Source organism: Dongia soli, from assembly GCF_034044715.1.
Lineage (GTDB): Bacteria > Pseudomonadota > Alphaproteobacteria > Dongiales > Dongiaceae > Dongia_B > Dongia_B soli.
The window spans coordinates 249,408-271,461 of sequence record NZ_JAXCLW010000003.1 but is presented as its reverse complement, the minus strand read 5'-3'; the positions used below and the strand labels follow the sequence as shown (position 1 = coordinate 271,461).

At 59.8% G+C, this 22,054-nt stretch carries 23 protein-coding genes and 1 riboswitch; of the genes, 14 read left to right on the top strand and 9 right to left on the bottom strand.

The window, feature by feature from the left end:
- Nucleotides 1–75: 75 nt before the first annotated feature.
- From SMD27_RS13360 to SMD27_RS13345, 4 genes are all read left to right on the top strand, one after another.
- The gene (locus tag SMD27_RS13360; protein ID WP_320508901.1) at nt 76–1,209 is read left to right on the top strand and encodes an aminomethyltransferase family protein; all 1,134 of its coding nucleotides are present in this window, start codon (nt 76–78) and stop codon (nt 1,207–1,209) included.
- Nucleotides 1,210–1,275: 66 nt separating this feature from the next.
- Complete coding sequence (locus tag SMD27_RS13355; RefSeq protein WP_320508900.1) at nt 1,276–1,869, top strand: dimethylamine monooxygenase subunit DmmA family protein; 594 nt, start codon at nt 1,276–1,278, stop codon at nt 1,867–1,869.
- On the top strand, nt 1,866–2,852 hold the full coding sequence (locus SMD27_RS13350; protein WP_320508899.1) for a PDR/VanB family oxidoreductase: 987 nt from the start codon (nt 1,866–1,868) through the stop codon (nt 2,850–2,852). The genes SMD27_RS13355 and SMD27_RS13350 overlap by 4 nt, the downstream gene beginning before the upstream one ends.
- A 100-nt stretch (nt 2,853–2,952) precedes the next feature.
- Nucleotides 2,953–3,993 (top strand): heme-dependent oxidative N-demethylase family protein, encoded by a 1,041-nt coding sequence (locus tag SMD27_RS13345; RefSeq protein WP_320508898.1) that lies wholly within the window; start codon nt 2,953–2,955, stop codon nt 3,991–3,993.
- Between the two features lie 63 nt (nt 3,994–4,056).
- Here SMD27_RS13345 and SMD27_RS13340 read toward each other — a convergent pair whose 3' ends face one another.
- Nucleotides 4,057–5,247 carry an MFS transporter gene (locus SMD27_RS13340; protein WP_320508897.1) on the bottom strand — a complete coding sequence of 397 codons (1,191 nt, stop codon included), beginning with the start codon at nt 5,245–5,247 and terminating at the stop codon, nt 4,057–4,059.
- Between the two features lie 116 nt (nt 5,248–5,363).
- Between SMD27_RS13340 and SMD27_RS13335 the strand changes: the two genes are divergently transcribed.
- Entirely contained in the window at nt 5,364–5,813 is a 450-nt protein-coding gene (locus tag SMD27_RS13335) for an Lrp/AsnC family transcriptional regulator (protein WP_320508896.1), read from the top strand.
- 15 nt (nt 5,814–5,828) lie between these two features.
- Here SMD27_RS13335 and SMD27_RS13330 read toward each other — a convergent pair whose 3' ends face one another.
- Complete coding sequence (locus SMD27_RS13330; RefSeq protein ID WP_320508895.1) at nt 5,829–6,260, bottom strand: Lrp/AsnC family transcriptional regulator; 432 nt, start codon at nt 6,258–6,260, stop codon at nt 5,829–5,831.
- Nucleotides 6,261–6,392: 132 nt separating this feature from the next.
- Here SMD27_RS13330 and SMD27_RS13325 point away from each other — a divergent pair, with 132 nt between their 5' ends.
- Nucleotides 6,393–9,443, top strand: a complete 3,051-nt coding sequence (locus tag SMD27_RS13325; protein ID WP_320508894.1) for an aminotransferase class III-fold pyridoxal phosphate-dependent enzyme — start codon at nt 6,393–6,395, stop codon at nt 9,441–9,443.
- A gap of 29 nt (nt 9,444–9,472) precedes the next feature.
- Here the strand turns inward: SMD27_RS13325 and SMD27_RS13320 are convergent, their stop codons facing one another.
- Complete coding sequence (locus tag SMD27_RS13320; protein ID WP_320508893.1) at nt 9,473–9,970, bottom strand: hypothetical protein; 498 nt, start codon at nt 9,968–9,970, stop codon at nt 9,473–9,475.
- A gap of 428 nt (nt 9,971–10,398) precedes the next feature.
- On the opposite strand from SMD27_RS13320, the gene SMD27_RS13315 reads away from it, so the two are divergent.
- The 4 genes from SMD27_RS13315 (at nt 10,399) to gatB (ending at nt 14,432) form a co-directional block, all read left to right on the top strand.
- Nucleotides 10,399–11,040 carry a LysE family translocator gene (locus tag SMD27_RS13315; protein WP_320508892.1) on the top strand — a complete coding sequence of 214 codons (642 nt, stop codon included), beginning with the start codon at nt 10,399–10,401 and terminating at the stop codon, nt 11,038–11,040.
- Between the two features lie 115 nt (nt 11,041–11,155).
- Nucleotides 11,156–11,443 carry an Asp-tRNA(Asn)/Glu-tRNA(Gln) amidotransferase subunit GatC gene (gene gatC / locus SMD27_RS13310; protein WP_320508891.1) on the top strand — a complete coding sequence of 96 codons (288 nt, stop codon included), beginning with the start codon at nt 11,156–11,158 and terminating at the stop codon, nt 11,441–11,443.
- 15 nt (nt 11,444–11,458) lie between these two features.
- The gene (gatA, locus tag SMD27_RS13305; RefSeq protein ID WP_320508890.1) at nt 11,459–12,946 is read left to right on the top strand and encodes an Asp-tRNA(Asn)/Glu-tRNA(Gln) amidotransferase subunit GatA; all 1,488 of its coding nucleotides are present in this window, start codon (nt 11,459–11,461) and stop codon (nt 12,944–12,946) included.
- A gap of 19 nt (nt 12,947–12,965) precedes the next feature.
- Nucleotides 12,966–14,432 carry an Asp-tRNA(Asn)/Glu-tRNA(Gln) amidotransferase subunit GatB gene (gatB, locus tag SMD27_RS13300; RefSeq protein WP_320508889.1) on the top strand — a complete coding sequence of 489 codons (1,467 nt, stop codon included), beginning with the start codon at nt 12,966–12,968 and terminating at the stop codon, nt 14,430–14,432.
- 77 nt (nt 14,433–14,509) lie between these two features.
- Here the strand turns inward: gatB and SMD27_RS13295 are convergent, their stop codons facing one another.
- On the bottom strand, nt 14,510–14,878 hold the full coding sequence (locus SMD27_RS13295) for a hypothetical protein (protein ID WP_320508888.1): 369 nt from the start codon (nt 14,876–14,878) through the stop codon (nt 14,510–14,512).
- On the bottom strand, nt 14,875–15,366 hold the full coding sequence (locus tag SMD27_RS13290; protein WP_320508887.1) for an Lrp/AsnC family transcriptional regulator: 492 nt from the start codon (nt 15,364–15,366) through the stop codon (nt 14,875–14,877). Before SMD27_RS13290 ends, SMD27_RS13295 begins: the two co-directional genes overlap by 4 nt.
- Here SMD27_RS13290 and SMD27_RS24170 point away from each other — a divergent pair.
- The gene (locus tag SMD27_RS24170) at nt 15,349–15,744 is read left to right on the top strand and encodes a DUF6356 family protein (protein ID WP_407651921.1); all 396 of its coding nucleotides are present in this window, start codon (nt 15,349–15,351) and stop codon (nt 15,742–15,744) included. The two genes, SMD27_RS13290 and SMD27_RS24170, sit on opposite strands and share 18 nt — an antisense overlap.
- Before the next feature lie 31 nt (nt 15,745–15,775).
- On the opposite strand, the gene SMD27_RS13280 is transcribed toward SMD27_RS24170, so the two are convergent.
- Together SMD27_RS13280 and SMD27_RS13275 are read right to left on the bottom strand one after the other, a co-directional pair.
- On the bottom strand, nt 15,776–16,309 hold the full coding sequence (locus tag SMD27_RS13280) for a GNAT family N-acetyltransferase (RefSeq protein WP_320508885.1): 534 nt from the start codon (nt 16,307–16,309) through the stop codon (nt 15,776–15,778).
- A 35-nt stretch (nt 16,310–16,344) separates the two neighbouring features.
- Entirely contained in the window at nt 16,345–16,914 is a 570-nt protein-coding gene (locus SMD27_RS13275; protein WP_320508884.1) for a manganese efflux pump MntP, read from the bottom strand.
- A 5-nt stretch (nt 16,915–16,919) separates the two neighbouring features.
- Nucleotides 16,920–17,115: riboswitch (yybP-ykoY riboswitch) on the bottom strand.
- A 163-nt stretch (nt 17,116–17,278) separates the two neighbouring features.
- On the opposite strand from SMD27_RS13275, the gene SMD27_RS13270 reads away from it, so the two are divergent.
- Nucleotides 17,279–18,304 carry a zinc-binding alcohol dehydrogenase family protein gene (locus tag SMD27_RS13270; RefSeq protein ID WP_452094336.1) on the top strand — a complete coding sequence of 342 codons (1,026 nt, stop codon included), beginning with the start codon at nt 17,279–17,281 and terminating at the stop codon, nt 18,302–18,304.
- Between the two features lie 56 nt (nt 18,305–18,360).
- On the opposite strand, the gene SMD27_RS13265 is transcribed toward SMD27_RS13270, so the two are convergent.
- Nucleotides 18,361–19,542 (bottom strand): iron-containing alcohol dehydrogenase, encoded by a 1,182-nt coding sequence (locus tag SMD27_RS13265; RefSeq protein ID WP_320508883.1) that lies wholly within the window; start codon nt 19,540–19,542, stop codon nt 18,361–18,363.
- 218 nt (nt 19,543–19,760) lie between these two features.
- Here SMD27_RS13265 and SMD27_RS13260 point away from each other — a divergent pair, with 218 nt between their 5' ends.
- A complete protein-coding gene (locus SMD27_RS13260) occupies nt 19,761–20,648 on the top strand; it encodes a DMT family transporter (protein WP_320508882.1) in 888 nt (295 codons plus the stop codon).
- A gap of 63 nt (nt 20,649–20,711) precedes the next feature.
- Nucleotides 20,712–21,536 (top strand): LOG family protein, encoded by an 825-nt coding sequence (locus SMD27_RS13255; RefSeq protein WP_320508881.1) that lies wholly within the window; start codon nt 20,712–20,714, stop codon nt 21,534–21,536.
- A gap of 16 nt (nt 21,537–21,552) precedes the next feature.
- On the opposite strand, the gene SMD27_RS13250 is transcribed toward SMD27_RS13255, so the two are convergent.
- On the bottom strand, nt 21,553–22,026 hold the full coding sequence (locus SMD27_RS13250; RefSeq protein WP_320508880.1) for a hypothetical protein: 474 nt from the start codon (nt 22,024–22,026) through the stop codon (nt 21,553–21,555).
- Nucleotides 22,027–22,054 lie beyond the last annotated feature (28 nt).

Sequence of the window (22,054 nt, the reverse complement as noted above, 5' to 3'; positions counted from 1 at the left end):
CGGTTGCAATTTCACAAATCGGGGTTAACCTGCGGGAAATAATAATTCGTAAAAGGAAAGTTCTGGAGGAATTAAATGCCGAAGAGTTGGCGCTTTTCCGTGCTCGCAGATCGTCACCGCGCCTTGGGCTCGCAGCTCGAGGATTGGAGCGGCATGGGAACAGCCTGGACCTATGATTCCGATATTCTGGACCAGCACGCTGCTGTGCGGACCAAAGCTGGTCTAATGGATGTTTCTGGTCTTAAAAAGGTTCATCTGGTCGGTCCGCATGCGATCGCCGTATTGGATTACATCACCACCCGTGATGTTTCCAAGCTCTATCCCGGGAAGTCGGTTTATGCCTGCATGCTCAATGAGCGCGGCCATTTCACCGATGACTGCATCGTCTACCGCACCGGCCCAAATTCCTGGATGCTGGTCCATGGTTCGGGTTCCGGACATGAGGAAGTGGTGAAGCAGGCGCAGGGCCGTAATTGTGCCGTGCTGTTCGATGATGACCTGCACGATCTTTCCCTGCAGGGTCCGGTGGCGGTCGACTTCCTGGCGAAGCATGTGCCGGGCATTCGCGACCTTCGTTACTTCCATCACATGCAGACCTCGCTGTTCGGCGCGCCGGTGATGATTTCCCGCACCGGCTATACCGGCGAGCGCGGCTATGAAATCTTCGTGCGCGGCCAGGATGCGCCGTTGGTCTGGGATACCATTCTCGCAGAAGGCAAGAGCATGGGCATCATCCCGGTCTGCTTCAGCGTGCTCGACCTGCTGCGCGTCGAAAGCTATCTGCTGTTCTATCCCTACGACAATTCGCAGATGTATCCCTTCGCGAACGAAGGCCCGGGCGATTCGCTTTGGGAACTCGGCCTCGACTTCACCGTCAGCCCCGGCAAGACCGGCTTCCGTGGTGCAGAGGAACATTATCGCTTGAAGGGAAAGGAGCGCTTCAAGATCTTCGGCATGCTGATCGATGCGGATAAGATGACAGATGCCGGTGATGAAGTTTGGGCCGACGGCAAGAAGGTCGGTGTCATCACCTGCCCGTCTTATTCCAAGCTCACGAAGAAATCGATGGCGATCGCCCGTCTCGATACGCCCTATGCCAAGCAAGGCGTGAAGCTGGAAGTCCGCGGCAAGAACGTCAAGGCAAATGCGATTGCGCATACCATCACTTTCGACGATCCGGAAAAGAAGAAGCGGACGGCTGTCGGTTAAGTTCAAGGAAAATGTTGAAGCCGTGATGCTCGCAAGAGCGTCACGGCCCTAACGGGATCAAGGATTATGCTGGTTTCGGGTATCAAAAGCCGGCCCGAATATACGGGCTTGCATATTGATCCGCACGCGCGACGGCATCTGGTTGCCCTTGAGGGCGAAGGGGCTTTGGCGCTGCTGGAAAAGGCGGAAACGAAGGACCCCGGGTTCTTATCGCGCCTGGAAATCCTGCATGTAAAGGGCGGCAGCAATCACGCGGCCGCCCTTCGTGCTTTGAACGCCGATTATTGGGAAGCGCCGACGATATCGACAATGCTCACTCGGCTGGGTGTCATCCTGTCGACGGCGCATATGGGTCTGCGGCTTTACGCCGCCGGCACCGAAGGCTTTATCGGGCAGGTGATGAAGGTCGGTACCGATGCCGGCATCAACTTCCTCTCCATCCGCACCGAACATCGCGGATCCTTGGCGCGGCGTGTCTCCTGCGTGCACTGCAAGGGCATTACGGAAAATGTCACGACCAACCCGGCGACATGCAGCCATTGCGGGCTGACATTGCTGGTCCGCGATCATTATTCCCGGCGCATCGCGGCATTCCAGGGTGTTTGCATCGATGCCGAGGTGCCTGGCGAGGTTCCACCGGTCGAGGAAGCGTTCAGATGAGCAAGAATACGGGTATGCAAGTCGTCGTGACATCGATCAAAAAGGTGGCGGACGCCGTCAAATGCTTTCGCTTCGTTCCGGTCGATGGTTCGGACGCAGTCCTGCCACGATTCTCTGGTGGATCGCATGTCGTCGTGACAATGAAGGGCAGGGATGCGGCGGGAAACACCGTCACCTATCGCAATCCCTATTCCCTGATGTCGTCGCCGGATGATTCAAGCTGCTTCGAGATCAGCGTGCTCCGCACCGAGGCTTCGCGCGGCGGATCGCATTTCATGCATGATCAGGTCAAGGAAGGCGACATCCTGACCATCAGCAATCCGGTCAATCTGTTCCCCATCAGCGCCGGTGGCCGCAAGCACATCTTCATCGCCGGTGGTATCGGCATCACGCCCTTCATGGCGATGATGGATGCCCTGGCCGCGCGGCATGGCAAGTTCGAGCTGCATTACGGTTTCCGCAGTCGCACTCACGGCGCCTATTGGCGCGAGCTTGAAGAGCGTTATGGCCGCAACCGGGTAATGACCTATTGTCAGGCTGAAGGCCAGATGATCGACTTCGATAATCTTCTGGAACATCAGCCTCTGGGCACGCATCTCTATGTTTGCGGCCCTGCGCCGATGATCGAGGCGGTGAAAAAGAAAGCCCGCGAGGCGGGCTGGCCGGATGAAAATGTCCATTCGGAAGAATTCCTCGCACCGCCATCCGGCAAGCCTTTCATCGTCAAGCTGAAGAAATCGCAGCGCGACGTCATGGTCGGCGAACATCAGAGCATTCTGGAAGCTTTGGAAGCCGCGAATGTCGATGCGAACTTCCTCTGCCGTGGCGGTGCTTGCGGGCAATGTGAGACGGTTGTCTGCAGTGCCGATGGAGAGATCGAGCATAACGATCACTACCTCAGCAAGGACGAGCGCGAGTCCGGCAAGAAGATCATGATCTGCGTGTCACGCCTCAACGGGCGTGAGATCGTGCTCGATCTTTAATGACGCCATCGCAAGCGCGCCGCAAAGAAGCGCGCTCGGATAACGCATCTCTATGTGAAGCCGGACGGGACCTGAGGGGCCGACGGCACGGGAGGGTAAGATGGGTATTCAGTTCAAGGACGAAACGTTCCGCGACAGTTTTACGTTCAAAAACAGTCCGCAGGCGATCAAGCGCTTTCCGTTCCCGTTCCCCGAAGACAAGTACATGTACTCGGTCAATATCGAACCCCATGTGCCGGGGGCAAAGGGCTCGGTCTATGAGCACCTTTTCGATGTCGACGAACATTACGTCTCCGAGATGCGTGACCGGGCGCTGGTGTTGAAGGAAGATCCGCTGCGCTGCCAGGCCCTGCCGCATATGATGACGGCACAATGGGACCTGCTTGAACTGATCATGGAGAGCAAGTCGAAGAGCTATCCGGAGCTCTTCAGCCTCGATAAGCAGGGCGACAAGTGGCATTGGATCAATCGCCCGCTCGGCATCGACGATACCTTCACCTTCGGCGATGTCAGCACGCTTCCCTATGAGCCGATGGAATACATCACCCGCCAGACTCAGGGCGATTTCGCGATCATGGATCAGCGCGACAATAATCTCTGGATGGATGCTGGCATGGTGACCACCCAGGCCGATTGGTCGCTGGATTTCGACATCGGTATGAATTTCATGGAATGGCATGGGCCGGTGCCGCTGGCCCATCAGATGGGCGTTTTTGAACGCGCGCTGAAATTTCTGCTCAATCTGCAGCATGGCCATCCGGTGCGGCGCTTGAACTGGACCATGACCATCAATCCGCGGCTCGATACCAGCCCCGAGAATTATCACAAATGGGGCAAAGACCGGACCGAGGTGACGCCGGAAAATGTCGGCGACAAGGTCCATCTGCGCGTCGAACTGCAATCGCTTTGGCGTCTGCCGCGTTCCAATGCGATCGTTTTCCCGATCCGGTGCTATATGATTAAGATGGACGAGCTGGTCACCGAGCCGAAATGGGGGCGCCGTTTCCATCGCGTGCTGAAATCGCTGCCGCCGGAACTGGCCGATTACAAGGGCCTGACCCGCTATCGCGATACGGTAGTGGAATGGCTGTCCAAGTATGACGACGGCAAGCCGACTTCCGTCGGCTTTGACCTGGATTGATCGATCGTCTTATCGGCGCCTGGGAGCAGCAAGAGCCGGCAATGACCGCCGGCTCTTGCGCTTTTAGAGATCGGCAATCCGGCGGCGCATCACAAACAATAGCGCCGCCAGCAGGGACGCCGCGCCGCAGAACAGGCCGACGAATTGATAGCCGGCACCCTCGAAAACCAGACCCATCGCCGATGAACCGACGGTGACTCCGATATAAGTGGTGCAGCTCAGCAATGCGGTAACGGAGCCGCGCAATTCGGCGGATTGTTCCGTCACAATGCTGGGCAGGCTGACCATGACGCCGCCTTGGAAGATACCCCAGATACACATGGCAATGGCCAAAGTGATGGCACCATGCGCCGCGACCGGCAAGCTGGACAACACGACCGCGAGGCAAAGCAGAGCGATGATCAATGTCCGCGGCTTGCCGAGCCGGTCGGCCAGCCGGCCGTTGATACTCGAGATCCCGAAACCCAGCCCGTAGAAGCCGGCATATAAGGCAGCACCGCCTCCGCCGGTCTGCAGTGCGCCGCGCAGATCGGTGCCGAGATAGGTGTAGACGCCATAGAAGCTGAACATGTTGAGGAAGTTGACAGTCAGCAGCAGCAGGATCTTGCCCTGGCAAATCAGTCGCCAGAGATTGCCTGCCAACCTCTTCAAGGCGCCCGGCTCGGTATTCGGGCGATGGCGCGACGGCAAACGCCACAGCATTGCCAAAACCAAAAGACCCAGCAGTGCCAGCGCCGCCAAGGCGCCCCGCCAGCCAACAATCTCGCTGAGAAGGCCGCCGAGCGGAACGCCAAGAACCATGGAGATCGACCAGCCGAACATCACCCGGCCCATAACCTGGGCGCGCCGGTCAAACGGCACTTCATCGCCGACATAGGCATAGCTCGACGGCAGAAACAATGCGGCACCGACGGCGCAAAGTGCGCGCGCAACGAGCAGGATCTCAAAGCTGCTGGCGAAGGCAGCGACGAAGCCGGCACAGCTGAAGATGATGAGGCCGAGGCGCAAGGCCCGCTTGCGCGACAGCCGATCGCTGATCAGCCCGGCAAAAGGCGCGACGGCGGCCAAGGCGATGCCATAGATGGTCACGGCGAAACCCGTTTGCGCGGGGCGGAGGGCGAAATCCCGGCCGATATCGGCCAGGACCGGCGAGAGCAGGAGGGCTTCCGAGCCGACAGCGCAGACCCCCGCTGTCAAGCCCCAGGTGGTCGACCAGCGCAACGGCGGATTGGCGTTGAAGGCAGTGTCGGCCACGCGGGTTTCTCCGAATAGAATTCGGCTGAAATTATGAAGGCTCGAATGGGAATAAGGCAAATGCTATAATGGCGGAATGATATAAATCGAATGGCATTCAGCCGTGTGGAGGCGAAATGACCGAGCTCGATCCTGTCGACAGAAAGCTGTTAAGCCTGTTGAAGCGGAACGCGGCCGCGAAATACGCGGAACTGGGGCAACAGCTCAATCTCTCGGCGCCGGCTGTTTTTGAACGGGTCAAGCGGCTGCGTAAGTCCGGTGCCATTCGCCGATATACGGTCGATGTGAGCCCGGCGGCCACCGGCTTCGGTCTTGGAGCTTATATCCTGGTCTATTTGAAGCGGCGCACCTGCGAAGAAGTGTTTCAGGATCTCGGTGATTTTCCCGAAATCGAAGAATGTCACAGTCTGGCCGGGGAGGCGAGCATGATGCTGAAGGTCCGAACGGGCACGTCGAAAGACCTGGAAACCCTGATCTGTGCGCTCTGGCATGTCGACGGCATCGACCGCACCGTCACCATGCTGATGCTCGATACCTATCACGACGATGGTGTGCGGGTGGCTTAACCAGAGATATCGGGCTTAGCCGCCGATATCCCGGCGCAGCACGATTGAGGTTGTCAGATCCGCAACGGCCGGATGGCGAGCGATTTCATCGCGCACGGCATTCAGGCGCTCGATGGTTTCGGCGTGAAGCTGGATGATCAGATCAATGTCGCCGGCGACCGAGGCGCAATCCCGCACTTGCGGCATCTTGCGTAGAGCCTCGATGAAATCGAGTGCCGGCGTCCGCTTCAGCCGGGCCAGCAAATACGCAGCGACGCTGCCACTCGCCTCTGGCGCAATGTCGATGCGATAGCCGCGTATGACGCCATCGGCTTCCAGCCGCGCCAGTCTTTCCCGCAAGGTGCTGCGCGCGAGGCCGATCCTGGCTGCCAGGGTTTTCAGTGGCAGGCGCGCATCTCGCCGCAACAAATCGAGAATCTGGCGGTCGCGGTCGTCAAGCGGGCGCATTGCAGTCCTGATCAGCTAGTCGATCGGCCGTCCCGTCAAAATGGCGGTTGCGGCAGCCATAATGGCAGTTGTCTTGTGGCGCCAGAGGTCGCAGATTCCGCAATATTTCGCAAGCCGATAGGACCACCCCAAATGGACCAGCCCGCATCGATCCTGAGCAGCCCGCCGCCTGCCTTCACCCTGGCGCAGATCGGCGATATCGCCAAACGTGTCTATGGTCTCTCGGGCAGGCTGAGCCCGCTGGACAGCGAGCGGGACCAGAATGTCAAACTGGTCGAGACGGATGGCACGGCCTGGATCCTCAAGATCGCCAATGCCCTGGAACAGCCGGATCGCCTGGAATTTCAATGCGCCATGCTGCAGCATCTGGCAACTGTCGATCCCAGCTTGCCGGTGCCGCATATCCGCCGCAGCCTGGATGGCCGGCTGCTTGCGCAAGTCGAGGGAACAGATGGTGTCCGGCATTTCGTGCGGCTGGTCGGCTATTTGCCCGGGGAGCCCTTCGCGCAGGCGGTGAAAACGCCGCAGCTTCTGGGCAGTCTGGGGGATCTCCTTGGCCGCATGGATGCGGCTTTGCAAAGCTTCGGCCATCCCGGCGCCTTCTGCGATCTCGATTGGGATATCCGCCAGGCTGGCAGGTCTCGCAGCCGGCTGCATCACATCGACGATGCCGCGGACCGGGAGCTGGTGGAAAGCTTCTTGAACCGCTTCGATGAAAAGGTTGCAGCGCGTTTGCAGCGGCTGCGCGCCTCGGTCATTCACAACGATCCTAATGACTATAATCTGCTGGTCGATGCGCCCGGTGCGGCGATCACCGGGATCATCGATTTCGGCGATGCGATGCATAGCGCCCTGATCGGTGAGCTGGCGATCGCTTGCGCCTATGCAATTCTCGACAGCGACGCGCCACTGACCGCCGCCGGGCAGATTGTCGCTGCCTATCATCGGCATCTGCCGTTGCAGGAAGCGGAAATCGATCTGCTTTACGATCTGATCGCCATGCGTCTGGTGACCAGCGTCACCATCTCGGCATCGCGCCGCGAACGGGCGAAGGACAATGCCTATCTCAGCATCAGCGAGGGCCCGGCCTGGACGCTGTTGCGGCAGCTTGGCGCCATGAACCCGGTTCTGGCGACGGGTATCCTGCGCCGTGCTTGCGGTTTTGAGGCTGTTGTCGGTGCCAAAAAAACCGTCCAGTGGATCAAAAATAACCATTCTAAATTCGCGGCGATTTTCGATCGGCATCCAGCGCTGTCGGAAAAGGGCCTCGTGCCGCTCGGACGGAAAACCGATGCAATCGCCATTGCCTCGGCCGATAAGCGGCCCGATGAGGCGCAAGCGATCTGGGCGCGCATGGCGGCACAGCACGGCGTCGAGCTTGGCATCGGTCCCTGGGGTGAGGAACGGTCGATCTATTCAAGCCCCGCTTTTGTCTCGCTGCTTGATAAAAGGTCGCGCCGGACGGTGCATATCGGCCTCGATCTGTTTGTCGCACCCGATAGCGTCCTGCATGCACCGCTCGACGGCATCGTGAAGGACATCTATGTCTCGGAAGAGCCGCTCGATTATGGCTGTGCGATATTGCTGGAGCATGAGCCAGAACCCGGTCTGCGCTTCTTCAGCCTATGGGGACATCTGGCGTCGAAGACGACCAAGAGGTTGAAACTGGGCGCTCGGGTTGCGGCCGGCGAGGTTTTTGCCTGGATCGGCGATACGCATGAAAACGGCAACTGGCTGCCGCATCTGCATTTGCAACTCGTAACCTACGAACCGGCGAGCGCGGCGGAGACTATCGGCGTTGGTGAAAGCGCCTATCTCGATGTCTGGGCCGATCTCTTTCCGGATCCCCGCTATCTCGCCGGCCTGTCGGACGAGGTTTTCGATCAGACCGGCCGCGAGGTTGAAGAGATCGTTACGGCGCGCCGCCAGCAATTGCTGCGCAATCTCAGCATCTCCTATCGCCAGCCGTTGAAGATCGTCCGCGGTGATGGCGTCTGGCTGATCGATGCGCAAGGCAGGGCCTATCTCGATTGCTACAACAATGTCGCGCATCTCGGTCACAGCCATCCGGAGATCATCGAGGTCCTGGCGCGGCAGGCGGCGCTGCTCAACACCAATACCCGCTATCTGCATGACACGATCATCGATTATGCCGAGCGTCTGACGGCCACATTGCCGGCCCCGCTGCGGGTTTGCGGCTTCGTCTGTACCGGCAGCGAGGCCAATGACCTTGCCCTGCGCATGGCGGGTGCCCATACCGGCAAGCGGGATATGGTGGCATTGGATTGGGCCTATCATGGCCATCTCAGCTCGCTGATCGAAATCAGCCCTTACAAATACAAGCGCAAGGGTGGCGCGGGGAAACCGGATCATGTCTGGGAAGCGGCTCTGCCGGACAGCTATCGCGCACCGGCCGACTGGCCGGTCGCAGAGCACGGCATACGTTTCGCTCAATCGGTACGCGACCGGCTTGCGGCCATGGCGGCGCAGGGCCGTAAGCCCGCCGGCTTCATCGCCGAATCGATGCCAAGCGTCGGCGGTCAGATCGTACTGCCGCCGGGATACCTCAAGGAAGTCTATCGCGATATCCGCGCCGCCGGCGGCCTGGTCATCGCCGATGAGGTACAAGTCGGCTTCGGCCGCATCGGCACCCATATGTGGGCCTTCGAGAGCCAAGGTGTCGTGCCGGATATCGTCACCATGGGCAAGCCGATCGGCAATGGCCATCCGCTGGCGGCTTTGGTGACCACGGCAGAGATCGCCGATTCATTTGCCAATGGGATGGAATATTTCAACACCTTCGGCGGTAATGCGGTGTCCTGTGCGATCGGCCTGAAAGTGCTGGAGATCATCGAGCGGGACCACCTGCGGCAGAATGCGCTCAATATCGGTAACGACCTCATTGCCCGGATGCAGCGGTTGGCGGAACGCTATCCGGAAATTGGCGACGTGCGGGGATCGGGTCTGTTTCTCGGCCTCGATCTAGTGGAAGACCGGGCCAGCAAGAATCCGGCGACGGAGCGTGCCGGACGAATCGTCCAGAAGGCCCGCGAGCTCGGTGTGCTGATGGGAACCGACGGACCCTATGACAACGTGATCAAGCTGCGGCCGGCAATGATCTTCTCGCAGGCGAATGCCGATCACCTGATGCAGGTGCTGGAAACCGCGTTTGCGGAAGCGTGACGGCCGGACAGCGGTCGGACGCCGCCACCTCAGACGCCAACACAGGGGCTGATGCCGCCGACGGGCAAATGCGCGTCATTGCCCGTCGTCATCTTGACGCTGCTTGAGGCGAGATAGGCCTGACCGTTGTCGAAGATGGAAACGAATTGCACGCCGCCATCCGGCCGAACGAACATGATGAAGCAGTTCGGCGCATTGTTGCGGTAATTCGGATAGGCGTAGCAGACCTGTCCGTTATCGATCCACCATTTGCCGGGATAAGTGCAACCTTTCTCCCAATAGGCCGAGCGGCCATCGCTGAGGTGATATTCGATCCAGTCTTCGCCGGTATCGTTGTAGCGGCCGTAAATGGTGATGTTATCGAGCTTGGCCTTGATCGCCGCCGGATCGGTGATCGGTTTGGCCCCGGGTACAACGAGGTCCTGGGGCGAATCGGTGGCGGTCCGCTGCAGGTTGCCGGATGGGCTGTCGGCCGCCGCCGACGAAATGAATACCAGAGCATTGGGCAGCAGGAAATTCGCGAGCAAGAGGGTTCCGACGACCCGGGGTAAAAATCTTCTGAGAAGGGGGAAAGCAACCGGTCGCTGCATCGTCACTTGCTGGTCCATCCGGTTCCGAGTTACCGATCTGCGTCTGATCGCCTTGTTCCATAAGGCTATCAAGGGATTGTTGCGTCTCCAAGCCTGGAGAATCAGTTTATTAAGAAACATGTCTTCGGGGCATTTTTGCGGCAGCTTTGCGGGCAGCCTGCGGCAAAAATTCTCGATTGGATAAAATACTTGTCGCTGATCCTCATTCAGCTTACTCATCGGCATACCACAGTAGGGATTGCGTAAACTTCGATCATGCGGGCTGCCTTCAACACGAGCTGCATTTCCTTTGGACCGGGCAGGGTTACATGCTGTCCGGCGGATAATCGCAGGCGACTGACCATCTCCCTGGTGCAGCCCGCGGCATGATCGATCTTCTCCTGATGCATAGCTGGATCTGGATCCAGGGTGCGGCGATCGGCTTTGCCGTTGCGGCACCGGTCGGTCCGATCGGCATGCTTTGCATCCGCACGACCCTCGAAAAGGGGCGCTTGGCCGGATTCTGCGCCGGATTGGGTGCGGCGGTGGCCGATACGATCTTCGCGGCCGTGGGTGCCCTGGCGATCAGTCTGGTCGGCAATATCCTGCGGATGGAGCAGGTCTGGTTCAAGCTTGGAGCCGGTGTTTTTCTCATCCTGTTCGGCATCTATCTCAGTCGCAAGCGAGTGATTCAGCCGGAAAACGGCGAAAAGGTACCGAGCGGGCTGTTGGCGGAATTTTTCGTCACGATGCTGCTGACGCTGGCCAATCCCTCCACCATCCTCTCCTTCGCAGCCGTTTTTGCCGGGGTGACGGCGGGTGGCGGTTATGCCCTGGAAACGGTGCCAGCGCTGATTTTCGGCGTGTTCATCGGTGCCGCCGCCTGGTGGCTTACGCTGTGCGTGGTGGTCGGCCTGATCCGCCACCGGATCGGCACCCAGGGGCTTACCCGCATCAACCGCGGGGCCGGTTTGGCCCTGATGGCCTTTGGTGTCTTTACCCTGGCCCAGCTCTACTGGCAGCAATAGACGCAGGCTGGCGTCTGTTTCCGGCCGCGCGGCGGTTGCGGAAAGGGCCGGCCGGATGCTAGGTTCCGCCGCGCTTTTTAGCGTTTCTCGAGACTTGAACAGAACGGGTTGCCCGATGTCATTGGACACCAAAGCTGTCGCCCATATCGCCACTCTAGCGCGCATCCGCGTGCCCGAACAGGATCTGGCCGGTCTGGCCAAGGAACTGAACGGAATCATGACCTGGATCGAGCAATTGAACGAGGTCGATACGACGGGCGTAGAACCGATGACGGGTGTCGAGCAACGTGGCCTGCCGCAACGGCAAGATGTGGTCAATGATGGCGCCATGCCGGACAAAATCCTGGCCAATGCGCCGGAGCCGGCCCATGGCTTCTTCACCGTTCCCAAAGTTGTCGAATAACGGATCGATCCGATCATGAGCGAACTGACACATTTGACGATGGCCGCCGCCCTGGAAGGGCTGAAGGCCAAGAAATTCTCGTCGCGCGAGCTGACGGATGCCTATCTCGCGGCGATGGAAAAGCATCGCGGCCTCAACGCCTATATCACCGAAACGCCGGACAAGGCGCGGTCAATGGCAGAGGCTGCCGATCAGCGCCGCGCCAAGGGCGAGGCCAATGGCCTGATGGACGGTCTGCCGATCGGCATCAAGGATCTCTTCTGCACCGAAGGTGTCCTGACCACGGCGGGCTCGCATATCCTCGATGGTTTCAAGCCGACCTATGAATCGACCGTGACGGCCAATCTGTGGCGGCACGGCGCGGTGATGCTGGGCAAGCTTAACATGGATGAATTCGCCATGGGGTCCAGCAACGAGACCTCCTATCATGGTCCGGCGACCAATCCCTGGAAGCGCCGAGGGAGCGCCCAGGGCGGCAGCGATGTGAAGCTGGTGCCGGGCGGTTCCTCCGGCGGCTCGGCGGCGGCGGTTGCCGCGCGGCTCGCCATGGCGGCGACCGGTACCGATACGGGCGGCTCGATCCGCCAGCCTTGCGCCTTCACGGGTACGACCGGCATCAAGCCGACTTATGGCCGTTGCTCGCGCTGGGGCATTGTGGCTTTTGCCTCGTCGCTCGACCAGGCAGGTCCGATGGCGCGTTCGGTTGAGGATTGCGCCATCATGCTGAATGCCATGGCGGGCCATGATCCGAAGGATTCGACATCGGTGGATGTGGCCGTGCCGGATTTCCGCAAGGCGCTGACCGGCGATATCCGCGGCCTCAAGGTCGGTATCCCCAAGGAATACCGGCTCGATGGCCTGTCGCCGGAAATCGCCAAATTGTGGGATGACGGCGTTGCCTGGCTGAAGGCGGCGGGGGCGGAGATCAAAGAGATCAACCTGCCGCATACCAAATATGCCTTGCCCACCTATTACATCATCGCCCCGGCGGAAGCCTCGTCGAATCTCGCGCGTTACGATGGCGTGCGCTTCGGCCTGCGTGTGCCCGGCAAGACGCTGGATGAGATGTATGAACTGACGCGCGCCGCCGGCTTCGGCAAGGAAGTGAAGCGCCGCGTGATGATCGGCACCTATGTGCTCTCGGCCGGCTATTACGACGCTTATTACCTGAAGGCGCAGCGTCTGCGCGCCTTGATTGCCCGTGACTTCACCGAAGCCTTCAAGGATGTCGATGTGATTCTGACGCCCTCGACCCCGTCGGCGGCATTCGGTGTCGATGAGAACAGCGATGATCCGATCGCCATGTATCTCAACGACGTCTTTACCGTGACGGTCAACCTCGCCGGTTTGCCTGGCATTTCGGTGCCAGCCGGTCTTGACAGCCAGGGCCTGCCGCTTGGCTTGCAGCTGATCGGCCGCGCCTTTGATGAGGAAACCTTGTTCCGCGTCGGCCAGGTCGTCGAGAAGTCGGCGAATTTCACTGCCGTTCCGGCTGGTTACTGAGATGCCGGAGGGAAAGACGATGAGCGATAACACGAAGAACCTGATCGAAGGCCGCACCGGCATGTGGGAAGTGGTGCTGGGTCTGGAAGTGCATGCCCAGGTCATCTCCAAGGCCAAGCTCTTCTCCGGCGCCGCCACCGCATTCGGCGCCGAGCCGAACAGCCAGGTCAGCCTGGTCGACGCGGCCTTTCCGGGCATGCTCCCGGTGATCAACGAGGTCTGTGTGGAGCAGGCGGTGCGCACCGGGCTTGGCCTGAATGCGCAGATCAATCTGAAATCGGTGTTCGATCGCAAGAACTATTTCTATGCCGATCTGCCCGCCGGCTATCAGATCTCGCAGTACACGCAGCCGATCGTCGGCAAGGGCACGATCATTCTCGACCTGCCGGATGGCTCGCGCCGCGAGGTCGGCATCACGCGCCTGCATCTCGAACAGGATGCGGGCAAGAGCCTGCACGACCAGCATCCGTCGAAGAGCTATATCGATCTCAATCGTGCCGGTGTGGCGTTGATGGAAATCGTCTCCGAGCCGGATATGCGCTCTTCGGACGAAGCGGCGGCTTATCTGAAGAAGCTGCGCTCGATCCTGCGCTATCTCGGGACCTGCGACGGCAACATGGATGAAGGATCCATGCGCTGCGATGTCAATGTCTCGGTGCGCAAGCCGGGCGAGCCTTATGGCACGCGCTGCGAGATCAAGAACGTGAATTCGATCCGCTATGTCGCCCAGGCGATCGAGCATGAGGCTCGGCGTCAGATCGAAATCATCGAAGATGGCGGCACGATCAAGCAGGAGACGCGCCTCTACGATCCCAATCGCGGCGAGACGCGGTCCATGCGGTCGAAGGAAGAAGCGCATGATTATCGCTACTTCCCCGATCCTGACCTGCTGCCGCTGATTCTGGAACAGGGTTTCGTCGATGGCATCAAGGCCGGCCTGCCGGAATTGCCGGATGCGAAGCATGATCGTTTCGTCAAGCAATTCGGCCTCAGCGATTACGATGCCGGCGTCCTGGTGGCGGAGCGCGAAACTGCGGAGTTCTATGAGGAAGCCGCCAAGGGCCGCGATCCGAAGCTGACCGCCAATTGGGTCATTTCGGAACTGTTCGGCCTACTCAACAAGGAAGGAAAGTCGATTACCGAGAGCCCGATCTCGGCGCCGCAGCTCGGTGAGCTGGTCGGTCTCATCCAGGACAACACGATCTCCGGGCGTATTGCCAAGGAAGTCTTCGCGGCGATGCTGGAGACCGGCAAATCGGCCCCGGCGATCGTCGAGGAAAAGGGCCTGCGTCAGGTGACGGATACCGGCGCCATTGATGCGGCAATCGACGACATCCTGGCCAAGAATGCCGACAAGGTCGCCGAATATCGCGGTGGCAAGGACAAGCTGTTCGGCTTCTTCGTCGGCCAGGTGATGAAGGCGACCGCTGGCAAGGCCAATCCGGCGATGTTGAACGAGCGTCTGAAAGCGAAGCTCCAGGGCTGACGCCCGGACGCACAACTCCATCTGGCGAGAAAAAAGGCGCGGCACAAGTCGCGCCTTTTTTCTGCAAACCTGAGGGGTCAGTTCGCGCTGTGAGCGGGCGGCGATGTATTGCCAAAACCGGTAATGTCCAGCCCCACCGCAATCGTTATGCCGATGGCTGTCAGGAACAGACCAATCAGGAAGGTCTTCTTGGCGCGGTTGTAATGTCCAAGATACAGGGACGTGACGGAAAGCAAGGCGGCGAGAGCCATTACCTGCATGATAACGCCCAGGATCAGCGGGCAGACGGCCAAGAGATCATAAATATCCCACGGTGACGGGTCGGATACCCATTGGCTGACATAGCCTAGGGAAAAGCCGGTGAGGATACCGACCGCTGTGATGGAGCCGTTGCGAAAGGTGGCATCTATTCTTTCGTCGCTGGATGAGGCTCTCGGCAGGATCATGTGTCGCTCGTTGTCGGGACTGGGAGGGCCGTCGTATATTTCATTTGCTCCATGGCGAAGCTGGAACTGACATCGGTCAGCTTCACGGATTTGATCAAGCGTTTATAGACCCGGTCGTAATGACCGATATCCCCCACCACGACCTTCAGCAGATAATCGATATCGCCGCTCATCCGGTAGAACTCGACAACTTCTGGAATTTGCTGCACCGCTTCGGCGAATTGCCGCAGCCAGACATCGTTATGTTCGTTGGTGCGGACGGCAACAAAGACAGTGACCCCGAGGCCGATCTTTTCGGGATCCAGGAGCGCGACCCGACCGCGAATGATCCCCAGCTCTTCCAGCCGCTTGACCCGACGCCAGCAGGCATTGGCTGACAAGCCCACGGTCGCGGCCAGATCGGCGATTGCCTGTCCTGCATCGGCCTGCACCGCGGCCAGGATCCGCGCATCGAGGCGGTCAAGGTTAGCATGATGATTTTGAACCATGATATCCCGGACTATTGGGATGAAATCTCAAACTTTCCGCTAATCGTGGATCAAAACGGGAAAAATTTCCACATAAATCGATGTAGTATCGCCGCTACCGCATCACCAGAAGGAAGAGTTCTGATGTTCGACAAGCTGTTTCTGAAGCATCCGCGTTCGGTCGAGGAAGGTTATTTCGAGCATTTTTGCGTCGCCGCCGGATTTGGCAGCCGGATGTTCGTAGCGAGCTTGGCCTGCTTGGTGCACGCAGCCGTTCCTGGACTCTTCATGCGGACGGGCAGCAATGCGATCCGCGAACTCCACGAGCGAATGGTCACCAATCGGAAACGCAAATCCGCCGACGACCGTTATACCAATCTTACGCAGCGCGAGCGGTGATGCGATCCGATAGCTCGTTTCGTCGCGATCGTTAGCGCGTGAGCATCGTGATCTCGTGACCCTTATAGGTCACTTGCCGCAATTCCCGATATCCGCATTTCGCCGCGACCCCGAGCGAGGCCCGATTGGCGGGATCGATGATGCAGGCGGTCGTGCCGCCGGCGAAATGTTCATCGCCCCAGGCCAGAGCGGCGCGGACGGCTTCCGTTGCATAGCCCTTGCCATGCGCAGCGGAAGACAGGAGCCAGCCGAGTTCAGGGAACTCGATCACCGGTTGGATGTCCCGCTTGAACTGGGCAAAGCCGAGTTCGCCGATGAGGCGTTTCGACGCTTTCTCCTCAATTGCCCAATAGCCGTGTCCCAAGACTGACCAATGCCCGATATGTCTTAACAGCCGGGCCCAGCATTCCTCGCGGGTGAGGGGACGGCCGCCGATATAGCGCGTCACGACAGGATCGCCCCAGATAGCGGCGTAGTCTTCGAATTCTTTCACCTGGTGCCCGCGCAGCAGCAACCGTTCGGTCTCAAGTTGGGGTATGGCGATGGCATCCGCCGTTGCTGGCATTTCAATTCTCCTTGGCGCGGCTTTTCTTCGCGATGTCACGCACTCAGATGCTCGATCAGGATGCCGGCACCGATGGCGATGAGGGCGACACCGCCGACCGCTTCCGCCTTGCGGCCAAGCAGCGCGCCGGCCTTCTTGCCGATCATCACGCCGATTGTGGACATGCCGAAGCTGACGACGCCGATCACGACGCAGGCATAAAAAAGATTGACCTTGATCACCGCCAGGCTGACGCCGACCGCTGTGGCATCAATGCTGGTGGCCATGCCGGTCAGGAAGAGCTTGAGCGGGCTGAAATGATTGCGCGGTGCTTCTTCCTCGGCCTCATCCGCCGGAGAGAGGCTTTCCTTGATGAGATGGAGGCCGACTGCTGCCAGCAGGATGAAGGCCACCCAATGGTCATATGAAGCGATGTAGCGACTGAGCGCCGTACCGAGCAGCCAGCCGATCGCCGGCGTCAGAGCCTCGCAGGCGCCGAAAGTGGCGCCGACTTTCAGCGCGTCGCGCAAGCGATGCTGACGCGCCGCTGCACCCTTGGCAATGGCGGCGGCAAATGCATCCACCGCAAGCCCGAGGGCCAGTACCAAAAGAACGGGAAAACTCATCGCGGAAACATCCCCAAGCCGGTATGACCATGACGCACCGCACCCCCGGCTATTCGGATGCAGCAACGTCATTGGTCTCGCCAAGCTGCCGGGGCGTCGGAAACGCCGGACCGGCCGTCGCTCGCACCACAGCCGTTTCGGCCGAGTCTGTTGATGCGAACCCCTCTCACTGGAGGGCGGCTACTCCCCAAAGATGGTGGGGATGTAACGGATATAGGACGATACGTCAATCTACCAATATTTGCATAACCAGTACGCCATTCTGCATCTGCGAGTGCAGGAAGCGCACTTGCATGTAGCCGATTGCACGGCAAGATAAGACAGAGCCGACGAAGGGCGAGATTGAGAATCGAGGTCAAGCGCCATGGAAATGATGAAAGCAATCGGCATTCGCCGCCATCTGCCGACGGACCATCCGAGCTGTTTCGTCGAGGTCGAGACGCCAAGGCCGGTTGCCGAGGGACGGGATCTGTTGATCGAGGTGAAGGCCGTTTCGGTCAATCCGGTGGACTACAAGATGCGCGGGCGCGTAGCCCCGACCGATGGTGCGCCTCACATACTTGGCTATGACGCCGCCGGCATTGTCAGCCGGATCGGGCCGGAGGTGACGATGTTCCGGCCGGGCGACAAGGTATTTTATGCCGGCAGCATTAAGCGTCCGGGCACCAACAGCCAGTTCCATCTGGTGGATGAGCGTATCGTCGGGCCGATGCCGAAATCACTGGATTTCGCCACCGCGGCAGCACTGCCTTTGACCACATTGACCGCCTGGGAAGCCTTGTTTGACCGGCTCGATATCGACCGTACCGGCAAACATGACGGCCGGGTCCTGCTGATTATCGGTGGTGCCGGTGGTGTCGGTTCGATGGCGATTCAGCTCGCGAAGAAACTGGCGCGGCTCTGCGTCATCGCAACGGCATCTCGTCCGCAATCCGCGGATTGGTGCCGCAAGCTGGGTGCAGATCACATTGTCGATCACAGCAAGGACCTGACGGCGCAATTGAAAGATATCGCCCAGCCGGTCCCGGATTACATCCTTTGCCTCAGCGATACCGCGACCTATTTCCCCGTCATGTCCTCGCTGATCGCACCGCAGGGGCGGATCTGTGCCGTCGTTAGCGCGACCAAGCCGCTGGATCTCCAGCCGCTGATGGATAAGAGTGCCAGTTTCCACTGGGAATACATGTTCACGCGGTCGGCGCATCAGACCCCGGACATGATCGAACAGCATCGTTTGTTGCGTGAGACCTCCGTGCTGATCGACAAGGGCGTGCTGACACCAACCGATACGGAGATCTTGCGCCCGATCAACGCCGCCAATCTCGCCCACGCGCATGGCAAGTTGGAAGCCGGCCGGACGATCGGCAAGATCGTGCTGGCGGATTGGTAACGAGAAAGGGCCGGCTCTTGCGAGACCGGCCCCCTTGATGCAGTTGTCGCTATGCCTTAAGCAGAGAGCTTCCCGTCCAAAGCAGCGACAAAGATCTGCCGCAATTCGGCGGCACCGACCTTGATTGGATTGCCGCCGGCGGAAGGATCAACCGCCGCCATCTCCGCCACCTTATCGACCTGTTTGTCGTCGACCTTGATGTCACGCAAGGTATGCGGGATGCCGATTTCCTGGCGCAGATCCAGCACCCATTTCTGCACCGCCTGGAAGGACGGATTGGGCAGGTTCAGATAACGGGCAAGAGCGGTCAGTTTTTCGTCGATCACCTTGCGATTGAATTCCAGCACATAGGGCATGACCACCGCATTGGTGAGGCCGTGATGGGTGTGATAAAGCGCACCCAGCGGATGACTGATCGCATGCATGCCGCCAAGGCCTTTCTGGAAGGCAGTGGCGCCCATGCTGGAGGCGGCCATCATCTGCGCGCGGGCGACGAGGTTCTTCCCGTCCTTCACCGCGACCGGCAGCCATTCCTTGATCAGCCGCATGCCTTCAAGCGCGATACCGTCGGCCAGCGGGTGATAGCCGGGGGCGCAGAAGGCTTCGAGGTTATGCGACAGCGCATCCATGCCGGTGGCGGCGGTGATATGCGGGGGCAGGCCGACCGTCAGCTCCGGATCGTCGATCACGATGGAAGGCAGCATCTTCGGGTGGAAGATGATTTTCTTCACATGATTGACCTCATCTGTGATGACCGAGGCCCGACCGACTTCCGAACCGGTGCCGGAGGTGGTCGGTACGGCGATGATCGGGGCAATCGCATTGGCATCGGCGCGGGTCCACCAATCGCCGATATCCTCGAAGTCCCAAAGTGGCCGAGTCTGGCCCGCCATGAAGGCGACGGCCTTGGCGGCATCGAGGCCGGAGCCGCCGCCCCAGGCAATGACCCCGTCATGCTTGCCGGCCTTATAGACCTTCACACCTTCTTCGACATTCTTGCCGATCGGATTGGGCTGCACGTCGCTGAACAGGCCGGTCGGCAAACCGGCCGCTTCGTTCCGGGCGATGGCGTCCTTGATCATCGGCAAGCCCGCCAGGCCGGGATCGGTGACCAGCAGGGGGCGCTTGATCCCCAATGCCTTGCAATGATCCGGCAATTCGACGATGCGGCCGCAGCCGAATTTGACGGAAGTCGGATAATTCCAATTGCCGCGCAAGGCGGCTGCGTCGTTGCTCATGGAAGGTCCCAATCCTTGATCGCGGTGATGGCGGCATTCTAGCCGCTTCGCCGGGCAGGAAAAGCGGTTTTCGCCAGCCGACAGCGCCCCAGTTACATCCAGTACAGACATATCGCAGCCCGGTGCGCAACAGCTGTCGGTAGTCGTCCCGCCATTCGTTTTTATCAGGTGAGCACGGCCGGTCTGACCGTTAAACTCGACAAAAATGTGAGGAAACCATGTCGGCGGTCGACGTCTGTATAGCGATACTGGTCCAGGTGCTATGGGGTGCGGTCCTGACCCTGGCCAAGCCGTTGGTCGGGCAAATCTCGCCGATCCTTCTGATGGCGCTTTCTTACAGCATGGCGGCGGTGGTGCTCTATCCGGCAGCGCCTCGCTTGAAAACGCGGCCACTGCATCTGCTTCTTATATCGGCCTCCGCCGGCACCATCCAGGCCTCGATGCTGCTGTCGGGTCTCGCCATCCTGCCGGCCTCCACCGCTATGCTGGTCCTGCAACTGCAAATCCCTTTCGCGGCGGTGTTGGCCTGGGCGGTGGGTCGCGACAAGCCGAACCTGCGCAACTGGCTGGGCATGACACTGGTGCTGATCGGCATCGCCATCGTCATCGGCAAGCCGGATGCCGAAGGGCGGCTTTTCGGCGTGGCGCTGGTAGCGGTCAGCGGCATGTTCTGGGCGAGCGGCCAGGTCGGTATCGCTGTTTGGGGAAAGGATTCCGGATTGGCGATCTATGCCGGCTTGCTGCGCTATGCCGCACCGCAGCTTTGGGTGGCCACCCTGCTGTTCGAAGGCAATCCGTTGTCGGTGCTGCAGGCGACTTCGACAGCGAGCTGGATCGGCGTGGTGATCCTCGCCTTTATCGGCTGCGTTCTGCCTTATACACTGTGGTACCGGCTGCTGTTGCGATACCGGGTCGACGAGGTAATGCCGTTTTCGGTTCTGATGCCGGTGGTCGGCGTTATCCTGAGCATCCTGCAACTAGGCGAGCCCGTGACTTATGGCTTGGCCCTCGGCGGTTCCGTCCTGATGATCGGATTATGCATCATCGCCTTCGGCGGCCGGTTCTCGCGCCGCCGGCCGGCAACCCCGGCATGCAATAGAACGTAAAGCTTTTTTTGGTCCGATCGGGCTATGATGCGGCGAGTCATTTGACCGCTCGAAGAGAATGGAATGCCCGACGCAACCCGCCAGAAGACTTCGCCCAGCTATCTCCTGCCGGCCGAAGATACCGATTTCATGCTCAATCGCCGCGAATTGCGCGGCCTGCGTTTCGCACTGGAATACAGCAAGGCCGATCTGCTGCTGCGCGATTGGCATGTCCGGTCGACGATTATTTGTTTCGGCAGCGCCCGCACACCATCGCCGGAACAGGTCGAGGCATTGCGGGCAACGGCCCGGAACGGCGATCCTGCTGCGGAAGCGGCGGCGACGCGGGCGGAAAAGCTGTCACGTTTCTATCAGGAGGCCCGAGCTTTTGGTCGGCTGGTTTCGGAACGGGGCGGTGCTCTCGCTCCAGTCGATGGCTGGCGCGACAATGTGATCGCCACAGGCGGTGGACCTGGCATCATGGAAGCCGCCAATCGAGGCGCGATGGAAGCCGGTGCCCCGACCATCGGCTTCAACATCACCCTGCAGCACGAGCAGGAGCCCAACGCCTATTCGACGCCGGAGCTGACCTTCCGCTTCCATTATTTCGCCATGCGGAAGATGCATCTGGCGATGCGGGCGAAGGCCTTGGCCGTATTCCCCGGGGGCTTCGGCACGATGGATGAATTGTTCGAAATTCTGACGCTGGAACAGACCGGCAAGGCCAAGGCCTCACCGGTCGTGCTGGTAGGGAAGGATTACTGGAGCCGGGTGATCAATTTCGACGTGATGCTGGAATACGGCGTTATCTCACCGGCGGATATCAATCTCTTCGACATCGTCGATACCGCCGAAGAAGCCTGGCAGGCTCTCCTGCGGCGGGGAGTCCAGGTTCCCGCCGCGCTCTAATACTCAAGCCGATTGGTCAGCCGCGGCGGCGATTCCGGTCGCTGGTTCCGACCGGATCGTTGCTATTGGCGACCGGCACGTTCATTTGCGCCAGATGCTGCCGGATAGCGATATCCAGCGGACGCCGGTAGATCGGCAGCAGATGCTCGCACAGTTTCCCGGTCGTAATGAGATCGCGCGCACAATCCTGGGCTTCGACCAAGCGAATGAGCCGGTAAACGGTCATAGCCAGCGCAGCAAGAATAGCGGTGCCAAGAAGCATTGGGGAATCACGAGGCTGGTCAAACAGCGCCACACCCAGACCACCGGCAAGAATAACGGACCAGAGAACCAGCTCCGATAAGAAGAGGCGAAGATAAAGGGCAACCCAGACAGCGGGGGGAGGTAGATCGACAGACTTCTCGGCGAGACGGACAGCTTGTGCATAACGGTCCGGGCCAGCTAACTCGATCAGGCGGCGTTCCTGTGCCGCACGATCTGGATGCGACATGATGGAAGCTCCAGAATGGCCGGATTCA